Source organism: Ancylomarina salipaludis, from assembly GCF_004122035.1.
GTDB lineage: Bacteria > Bacteroidota > Bacteroidia > Bacteroidales > Marinifilaceae > Ancylomarina > Ancylomarina salipaludis.
Genome location: NZ_SAXA01000024.1, coordinates 16,338 through 27,083 on the forward strand (window position 1 = coordinate 16,338; position 10,746 = coordinate 27,083).

The 10,746-nt window shown below is 36.0% G+C and carries 5 protein-coding genes; 4 read left to right on the plus strand and 1 reads right to left on the minus strand.

The annotated features are described in order from the left end of the window. The first annotated feature begins 389 nt into the window (after window positions 1–389). From EO244_RS16385 to EO244_RS16395, 3 genes are all read left to right on the plus strand, one after another. Window positions 390–4,928, plus strand: a complete 4,539-nt coding sequence (locus EO244_RS16385; RefSeq protein WP_129255768.1) for a GEVED domain-containing protein — start codon at window positions 390–392, stop codon at window positions 4,926–4,928. A gap of 516 nt (window positions 4,929–5,444) precedes the next feature. After that, entirely contained in the window at window positions 5,445–6,803 is a 1,359-nt protein-coding gene (locus EO244_RS16390; protein WP_129255769.1) for a CUB domain-containing protein, read from the plus strand. A gap of 195 nt (window positions 6,804–6,998) precedes the next feature. Next, window positions 6,999–7,919: a hypothetical protein gene (locus EO244_RS16395; protein ID WP_129255770.1), complete on the plus strand. Its 921-nt coding sequence runs from the start codon at window positions 6,999–7,001 to the stop codon at window positions 7,917–7,919. A 24-nt stretch (window positions 7,920–7,943) separates the two neighbouring features. On the opposite strand, the gene EO244_RS16400 is transcribed toward EO244_RS16395, so the two are convergent. Further along, window positions 7,944–8,636 (minus strand): YjjG family noncanonical pyrimidine nucleotidase, encoded by a 693-nt coding sequence (locus tag EO244_RS16400; protein WP_129255771.1) that lies wholly within the window; start codon window positions 8,634–8,636, stop codon window positions 7,944–7,946. Between the two features lie 828 nt (window positions 8,637–9,464). Here EO244_RS16400 and EO244_RS16405 point away from each other — a divergent pair. Further along, window positions 9,465–10,746 (plus strand): HYR domain-containing protein (locus tag EO244_RS16405; RefSeq protein ID WP_129255772.1); only part of this gene is annotated, 1,282 nt, incomplete at its 3' end.

Consider the following 10,746-nt stretch of genomic DNA (forward strand, 5'->3'; position numbering starts at 1 on the left):
TTGTTTATGAAACTATTGGTATTACAAAGTGCTTTTTGAATTTGGTTTGCAGCCAAATTCGATTCTTTACCACTACAAACATACAATATGTTTATGAAAGAGATATCTTAAAATAAGTTAATAAAGATTAATTGCCCTTATGTTGTAAAATAGGTAATTCAGAGCATAACTGTGTGATTAATATTGAGTTCATTAATTTAATGATTTCAGACTGCCGGTATTTTTAAAGGATTAGATACTCTTCTTTTTATTGATAATTCTTATTTGTCGGAGAATGTGAATTTTATGTTGAAAATTAAGCGATTATCTTGAATAAATTGTGTTCAATTTTGCTATTTTTGAATCTTCTTTGTCAATTTTAAAAATTTTGATTGAAAATAGTGTGCTTCATGAATAATCTCTATATAAAATTCTCTTTAATAATTTTCTTTTTTTGTTTGTTGAGTGGTTCTCTATTGGCGCAGACAGCGTCTCATATTGATCCTTCTTGTGCTAGTTGTACTGATGGAAGCATTACAATAAATTGGTTAGGAGGAGGGCAAAAGCGAATTGTTTTGAATGGAATAGTACAGACTACTAACCAATTGTCGTTTACTGCTTTAGGTGAGGGTTCTTATTATGTTGTATACCAAGCATCTACTGGTTACTCTGGGAAATGGAATGACATTGGTAGTGAAATTGTAACTTTAGTTTCATCAGAGACTCCAACATATTGTACAGCTAAAGCAACTTCTGAATATGAATATATCAGTAGAGTTCAGATTGGGGATATTGATAATACCTCTGATTGGTCAGGTTACTTTTATTATGCGTCACAATCAACGAATGTAACTTGTGAAGTTGGGTATACATTAACTATAACGAATGGTAATTGGTGGGATAGTGATGTATACGGCGTTTGGGTTGATTGGAATCACGACGGTGATTTCGACGATTTAAATGAGATGATTGCTTCATCTGCAGGTTCTACTATTTTTAGCGTGACAGTAACTCCTCCTTCTTTTGCTGAAATAGGAAAAACTCGAATGAGAGTTAGGATTGGTGATGGTTCAGCTGACGCTTGTGATGAGGCGATTTGGGGAGAAGTGGAGGATTATACTTTAAATGTTGTCCCAAGTGTTGTAGGTCAGGGCTTTTGGTTTAAAGCAGATGCTGGTGTCAATGGTAATCTTACCTCTTGGACAGATCAAAGTGGTAATGGACATACAGCTAATAATAGTGGGAATGTTTATAGGGTAGATAATAGTTTGAATTTTAATCCTGTACTAGATTTTAACGGAGTGGATAGACAGTTTGAAGTTTCTAATGCAGCTTCCATTCAAACTTTGGTTGTTGTTAACAAAACTCCTGCTACAAATAAAGATTTGTCTGGCTTGGTCGGAATTACTGGAGATAAAGGTGTGCGTTTGTCAAATAGTGTTTCTGAATTGACTCCTGTGGTCACTCCTTACCAATCTTGGAAAGGGAACAATAATACAGACGATTGGGTAAATACGAGCTCAGGTGGAACGGGACGGATTAACGGCCTTTCTGCCCAAGATATGGTGCATGATTCCAAGTGGCACATTGCTAATTTAACTCGCTATCAGGCTTTGTCAGGTAATTATTATTTGGGTGGTTATTATTCTGGACGCTCATATACAGGTGAAATAGCGGAAGTGCTTGCATTGTCATCTGCAATCACTAATACAGCACAAATTGAAACTTATCTGGCTATAAAATATGGAATTACACTTGGGGACACTGCTTCTCCGGTTGATTATGTGAATGCTGATGGTGCAAAAATTTGGAGTGGGTCTTCCGTATATCAAAACAATATTGCTGGTATCGCTCGAGTTGATTCTCCTTATGCATTGCATCAAAAAGTATCTTCTACCAATAACACAACATCCACAAGCATTTCTGATGTTACGATGGCAACGATCAATGATTTCACAAAGTCGAATCAGGATGCATCGAGAACAGGCCTTGCAGATGGTGATTATTTACTTTGGGGTGACAATTCAGGAGCAAGTTCTTCATGGCAAGATAATAGCGACTACCAAACTGTTGCCCGTAAATGGAAGATGGAGAAAACGGGAAATGTTGGAACGACTTATATTCAGATTAATTTGAATTCCTATCCAAGTGCTGTTGGCGATTATTTGTTAATAGTAGATGATGATGAGGATGTTTCAAATGGAATTAGCAACACTTATGTTCTTACCAACACTTCGGGTGATTTATATTCTACATCTTTCACACCTCCTAATGGAACAAGCTATTTTACCATTGGATATTATTCCGGATCAAATATTACTGTTGCAGATTGTTTGGGTGCAAAAACCATTTGTGATGCTGTTTATAAAGAACCTTCCCCAGAGACAATTGGACTTGGAGGAGTTTTGAATGAATTGCCCATAGGGGATTGTATTCCAGAAGAGAAAAATGGAATATGGTATTCCTTTTCACCACAAAATACTGTTGATGCGAACTTGAAATTTAGTATAACGCCAAATGTTGATACCAATGATTACGATTGGGTGATTTTTGATATGACGAATACGACTTGTGAAGACTTAGCAAGTGTTGATATCACTACAAGTGAAGTGTTTGTGAGTGGGAGTACGTATGGTCAGAATGGATGGAATGGTCCTACTGGTGCGGATTCTAATCAAGGAAGTGGCAATTGTAATGGCCCGGGAACAGGTAATGGTCCTCAATGGAACGGCGATGTTTTAGTGAAGCCTGGACATAATTACATGCTGTATGTTTCTAATTGGTCTGAGAAAAAGGATGGATATACAATTAGTTTTGACCAAGGTGGATCTGCAATTATTTATGATAATATTCCACCCGAATTGGATGGTGTTGTGCAAGCGTGTTATGGCTCGAACGAGTTAAAAGTAAACTTTACAGAAATACTGCCTTGCAATAGTATTGATATAAATAAGGTAAGCTTAGCAATTGGGGGTGTTTCGTATAATGTAATAGATATAACTTCATCGAATTGTGATTCCGGAGGAGAGGGAAGCGTCGCTTATGTCTTTATTTTAGATCGGCCGATTTCTAGTGTCGGTTCTTCAAATCTTAGTATAGAAGCTTCCGGTATTGCAGATATGTGTGGAAATGTGAATTCTGTTGCGAGTAATATGTCTTTTACTGTTTATAAAGCAAGTGTTGTCTTATCTGTAAATAAAAGTCCAGCTTGCGCAGGAGAGAGTGTTATTGTGACGGCCAATGCCAATGGTGGTTTTGGAGCGTATACTTATGAATTTTACTTGAATGGGAACTTGCTTGTAAATGATGCTCAATATAGTATTGTTGGTAATCAATTATCCTCAAATACATTTATTGATGGCGATGTTGTTAAAGTAATAGTGACAGATGAGAATGCTTGTTCGGTTACTAGTACGGAAATAAACCTGTCGATTAGCTCCTTGCCAGTAAAACCAACGGGGTTAGTGAGTCAGTCTTATTGTCAAGGAGCAACTATAGCTAGTTTAGTTGCCAGCAGTGGGAGTAATGCTATTGATTGGTATGCAGTATCAACAAATGGTACGGCCTTAAATAATACTGATGTTTTATCAACAGGAACATATTATGCTGAATCAAGAGATGTAAGCTCAGGCTGTGTAAGTTCTAGTCGTTTAGCTGTGACAACTTTAGGAGATTCGGAAGTGCCAGTAATAAATTGTTTATCGCCTAATGTAGTTTGGAGTGAAGACTTTGATAGTTATTCCGATTATACTTTTCAGGCTACAAATAATGGAACAACTTGGCAAGGGTATTATGTTTATGGATATCACCATAAGGCTGCGGTTATAGGTAATTTGCTTGAGATGCGTGTTGAAGAAGGGAGTGATGTCAGATGGAATACGAACTATATTGATATTTCAGCAGTAAATAGTGTGCAAGTATCCTTTAATTTAAGTTCTTGGGCAGGTAGTGCAGTTGATGGATATATAGAATTTTGGGCTCGGGTTGATGCTGATTTGGGAGGAACATATCAACTCTTTCAAAGAATTAATGGTGCTGATGGCAATCAAATTGTAAGCAGTCCCGTGTTTAATGGAAAAAAACTTGAGCTCGAGATACGGGTGACTAAAGGTAGTTCTGTTGGTATCTATTATGTGGATAATATTAGTATAACATCACTCCCAGTAAAAAGCGTTGATTCAGGTCAATGTTTTTATACTGTGCAAGGAAATGAATTTGATGCAACAGCAACAGATAATTGTTCATTAAGCAGTTTAACTTATAATTTAACTGGAGCTAACACTGGCACAGGATCTGGTCTTGGTGGCGTTAAACTAGAGCAAGGTACTACAACGATTACCTGGACTGCTACAGACGCTTCAGGTAATATCGCTGATTGTAGTTTTGATGTAGAAATTGAAGATAAAATAAATCCAGTAGCTGTTTGTAAGGATATTACAATTGAACTAGACGAAACAGGAAATGCGAGTATACTTGCTTCTGATCTTAATGATGGTTCTAGTGATAATTGTAATATTGCTAGCATGAGTGTAAGTCCAAATACATTTGATTGTAGTGATGAGGGGGTCAATGTTGTAAGTTTAAAGGTTGTTGACTCAAATGGTAATAGTACGACTTGTAATGCCAATGTTACGGTAATTGGTATGCCAGATAATAGCTTGTCGGTTTTAGGAGATATAAAATGTGTTGGAGAGGATGCAAGTGTTACAATACAAAATAGTGAGTTAGGAGTTTCTTATTCTTTATCTGAAGGAGCAAGCCAACTTGGAAGTTCAGTTAACGGAACAGGAGGTAATTTGAATATTATAGTCTTAGCATCTGATTTATTTGTTGGGGATAATTTGATTATTGTAAAAGCATCAAGAGGAGCTTGTGAACTAGATTTATTGGATAATGCAACTATTTTGATCAATTCTAAACCTAAACCCATAGGTATCTTTTTTGAATAGAATGTCTGATTCTGTTTGATTTATAGCTTGAAGGCGTATAATTTTAGAGTTCTAACCATGTGGCTGATGAGTTTAGCTTAGTTTGGCGTTCCAAAAGAAAAGGAAGAGATGTGTATACTTCAATGCATCCAGTTTAAGTTGAATGTTTCATTTTGTCGAATTGCTGTACATTTATTTAACTAATTTCCGTTTGAAATTTAGAAATTGTAATTTTTTTGTTTCCTGGGATTGATCTTTTTTCGTCAAATTAGCTTCCTATATCCCTTTTATCAAATATGGAACAACTCTTAATATACCCGAACTTATACCTGTTTTGAAAAGGAGAATTTAAGTCTAAAAGCAATAATAAAGCGGGAGATGGATCAATTAGAATAACCATATAGATAAACTTCTGTTTTGAATCCTTTGCTTGTTATGACGCTTATTATGATATGAATTAATTTGTTAATGTTCTTTTTTATGCTATTTTAGATTGTTGTATTTGTACTCTTGTTAAGTCCACCTAAAGTCGATGTAATGAAAGAAACTTTTAGACTTAGTCGTATTTTTGGTTTTTATTCAATTCTTATTGTCTTCATACTCCTGTCCTCCTCTTTAAATTTAGAAGCTCAATCAAATATCATTATTGGGAGTGCTTCTTCGGTAACTGTTCAGGATGGGGATTATTTTTATGATGATGGATTTAATAATAATTATAAGAAGAATAAAAATTACACGATAACTTTTAATGTGCCTTCAGGATCATCCATTGATGTTGTTTTTGAATCGTTTTCAGTAGAGGTGCAGTCTAATTGCAATTATGATTGGTTAAAGATTTTTGATGGATCGAGTGTTAGTTCCACTTTATTAGGGACTTATTGTGGTACGAATTCTCCTGGGACCATATCCTCGACAGGTGAGGCTTTGACTTTTCAGTGGCATTCTGATAATTCAGTTCAGTATGCTGGGTGGAAAGCTCTAATTCAAGTTATTTCAGCATCAGCTCCACCTGTAATTGTTGCAACTGGAAATCAAGCTTATTGTCAGGGTGATATGCCTTTGATCATAGCAGAATCCATTTCTATCTCTGATCCTGATCCTGGTGATACGCAACTTAATGCCATGTCAATTCAAATATCATCCGGATATCAGAATGGTGAAGACTTGTTGAGTATTACGGGAACGCATCCCAATATCACAAGCAGCTGGGATGTTACTTCGGGGAGATTAACATTAACAGGACCAGCTGCATTTACTGAATTTGAGGCAGCCATTTTAGATGTTCAATATTCAAATAGTAGTAGTTTGCTCACTGCTGGTCAAAGAACGTTTTCAATTACATTGGAAGAAGCTAATTATTTAGCTGAGAGTGGCCATTTTTATGAGTTTATACCTAATATTGGAATACGTTGGGATGCTGCTAGAGATGCTGCCGCTTTACGAACATATTATGGTTTGCAGGGGTATCTGGCTACGCTTTCATCTCAGGCAGAATCAGATTTGGCCGGAGCTCAAATTTCGGGTGCGGGATGGTTGGGCGGTAGTGATCAAAATACAGAAGGAGTTTGGATGTGGATGACAGGACCGGAAGCTGGAACTGTATTTTGGAATGGAGGAGTTGGCGGAAGTAGTCCTAATTTTGCTTTTTGGAATACAGGAGAACCAAATAATGTTGGATCAGGTGGAGAAGATTATGTCCATATAACTGATAATAGTATTGGTATTCAGGGATCTTGGAATGATTTGCCAATAGCAGGGGGCAGTGGTGCGTATCAGCCTAAAGGCTATGTTGTTGAATATGGGGGAGTGCCAGGAGATCCGGTTCTCCAAATATCTGCAACGACGATTATAAACGTTGGTTCAGTGCCTTCACCTGTTGGAATATTTCATGAGTAATAAAAAGGATCATTTTTGTTTGAGTTTTATCCATTTATAGAAATGAGGAAATTTTTTAAAATCTATATATATGTGATAGAATCAGTGTTTTGTGTGCTATTGAGTCATGATAAACCAACAACTATTACTGTTTAATTTAATAATATTTTTATATTCGATTTAGTATTCTTAAATTGAGTTGTTTACTTAGATATTATGAAGAGTTATATACTTCTTTTTTTTGTTGTATTCTGTAGTTGTGAATTTCAACTTTTTGCCGCGTTATTACCTGCTCCGGGGCAAACACCGATTACTATTTCTACTGTAGATGACCGTCGTTCTGATACCAATCCCGATCTTATTCTTAATAAAAATCTTCTTACTATTACCGGAACTGGAAAACTCTTGGTGAGAAATCTGACAGTCGATAATAATTCTGATGTTGTTATTCAATCGGGGGGTGTTTTAATTGTTGAAGGTGATTTACTGACTGAAAATAAGATGACAATTGATGCTGGAGGAACCCTTATTGTTCTAGGTAATTTTGTGCATACAGGTTCCGATACCAATCAAGGTGGTTTTACAAGTTCAGACCCATCCAATGTATATATCTTGGGATCAATTGATGGATCGGATGATGGTAATCATTTGAATCCAAATCTTTATCCTGTATTGCAATGTGATGGTGCTGCCAGTAATGATGGTTTAACTGATTATCAGAACAACTGTAATTACGGTGGTGAAATTGATTTGATGACAAACCCGATCTACCAATCGATTTGTGGTGAAAATTTCGATGGGGGAGTTGTTTCACAAGATCAGGAAATTTGTGTTGGGAACTCACCTGAGCAATTCCTAAGTGTCTCGCCTGCAACAACTTCTGGCAATCCGACAACATTTACCTACCAATGGTATTATACAACAGTTTTAAATTCTAATCCGGAAACTGATCTTTCAGATTGGATTTTAATAAACGGAGCCGATCAATTAGATTATACACCTGATATTGGAGCGATTAATCAAAGCACTTTTTTTGTACGTCAGGCAGGAAAGGGAGCTGGTTGTGTTACATATTCCAATATCTTAACCGTTGATGTAGTTGAAAGCCCTAGTCCGGTTGGAATATTTCATGAATAATGGCGAAGGTAACTTTTTATAGGCTTAAAAAATATCAATCAGCTCTTTTAAGTTTTCAATTTCGAAAGTTAGCTTCTCGTCATGTTTTGCTTTCTTAGGATTGAAATAGATGTGATCCATTCCCATATCTCGAGCCCCTTTTATATCAGTACTTAGATCGTCTCCAATCATAATGCTCTTTTCTATTTCTGCGCCAGTTTGTTTTAATGCATATTCGAAAATTTGAGCGTGAGGTTTATTGGCTCCAGCATTTTCAGATGTGATAATTTGGCTAAAATATTTCTCGAGTTTTGAGTTTTGTAATTTTCGTCCTTGTACTTCATTAAAACCATTGGTGATAATATGAAGTTGGTAGTTTTTGTTTTTTAAGTATTCCAGACACTTATGCGTGTTGGGAAATATTTCAGTCTGAAGAGGACTGAGGTCTATGAAATCCTGTGCTATTTCTTTTGCTAAATCAATATCATCAAGTCCGGCTTCCTTAAGGGTTAAATAAAATCTTCTGTACGAGAGCTCTTCTTTTTCTATACGGTTTTGATAATAGGCTAACCAGAGTTTTTTATTGTGATATTCATAGCGTGACTTAAAAAACAGAAAATTGCCAAATGTATTTTGGAGACTATAGTCTCTGAATAGTTGTTGGAGTGTTTTTTCTGAATTTTTATCAAAATCCCAAAGGGTTCTGTCTAAATCAAAAAATAGATGTTGATATTTCATCTTTGTCGATTTAATAATAGTAATGCCATCGATCAATAAGAATTGTGATGCATCCTAATCTGTTTAGAAGACAAAGATATCCTAAATTTCTTATAATCGTTAAGTTTTAACGTTGTGGAGGGAATTATTTCACATTGTCTGATCTACATAAATTGTTGCTGAATTACGGGCTTATTTTTGTGTAATTTGATTAAGTTACATCTAAGTTGAGATGTTGTGATTTTTTAATGCAGACATGTTTATTGTGAAAGTGTTAAAAAAGTTTAAATTTGAGACATTAATACGTCCTGTTATCAATTGTAATGTATTCCGGAAGTGTTTAATTTTTTATAAAAGACATGTTAAATGTTTAGGGTGATGGCTGATTGTGGACCTGTTTTATGAAAAAAAGGATAGGGTTGTTAAAATTGATAGTGTTTGTGAGTGAGTTGATTATAGATAATATATAGTTTTGTTTTGTAACGACTATTCGAATTGTAAATGATCTTTAACTTTTCAAGAGTGAAATTTGCAGGTGCAGTTTATTGTGAAGTTTGATTGTAATCGTTTACTAAAACAGGGATGGTTCTAAATTGAAGATTATATGTCTTAATTCAGACTGCCATAATTATATATTTTGATGAATGGATTGTATAAGCTTATAGCAATGGTTATCTTTGTCGGCCAATATGTTAAAAATTTATGTGAGCATAAAGATTTCGGGCTGAATTCTGAAAATAAAACTTAATTGCTGATTTGTATTTTATGTTATTTTTATTACCTTAAACACAACTAATAGTGAGGGATAGGGGTATTTCTCTTTTATTTTATAATAATAAATATTAGTGCTTGATTAAAACTATACACATTAAACTTCTACTAATAATAAGCCTGAGCATCCTGTTCGGGCATTCTGCGTTGGGGCAAAATTTCCCTACGTTCGTTGCTACTCAGAATGTATGTGTTAACGAAGAAGTAACTTATACGGGGTATGGACTTGATGGCTCTCAATTGTTTTTTGATATATACGAAAGTGATGGATCAACTGTTGTTTCATTAGGTAATGTTCTTACTCTTGCAGATCCTCCAGTCACAGTTATGTCGGGATCAGATTTGTATTATAAATATGAATATATAAATTATAAGTGGCTTACTCCTGGAACTTATGTTGTTAAAATACGTGAAATAACTTCATCCGGTTGCGAGGGAAGTAATGCAACGAATTTGACTGTTATTGTAAGTTCTTTGCCTGATATCTCTAGTTTAAGTTTTAATGTTTCAACACCAGTATGTAAAAATACATCTCCTGTATTTACCGTTTCCGGATTAAGTGCTAGTACCGCTTACTCTATTGGGTATGATGATAATGGCGTGTCAAAGAGCGTGAATGTTACGACCGATGGTGCCGGCAGTTGTTCAATTCCAGTTGATGCTATTGATGCTACTGCTACTTATAATGTTGAAAGTGTTTCTTTTAATGATGGTAGTACGAATTGTGCTGCAAGTCCTGCGCCTTCATTAACTGCAGAAATATCTTTAATTGAAAATATTCCTCCAACGATAACTGCACCAGCCGCCATCAGTGTGAATGTAGATGCCGGCACATGTGGAGCAGCTTCAGCAGGAGTTACTTTAGGTACGCCAACCACTGCTGATAATTGCGGTATTGCAAGTACAAGCAATGATGCTCCGGTGGCTTTCCCAATTGGAAACACAACGGTGACCTGGACCGTAACAGATAATTCTGGTTTAACTGCCACGGATACTCAAATAGTAACAGTATTGGATGCCGAGAATCCAACGATAGCGACTTTAGGCCCAATTGATGTAAATTCTGATGCTGGGGTTTGTACCTATGCCAGTTCCCAATTGACCGCACCGACAACATCAGATAATTGTAATGTTGCAAGTGTTGTAGCAAGTCCAGCAAGTTTAGTTTCTGGCGCTAATACGGTAACCTGGACGGTAACAGATGACTCAGGAAACACCAATACCTCTACTCAGATAGTAACAGTATTGGATGCAGAGAATCCAACGATAGCGACTTTAGACCCAATTGATGTAAATTCTGATGCTGGGGTTTGTACCTATGCCAGTTCCCAATTGACCGCACCGACAACATCAGATAATT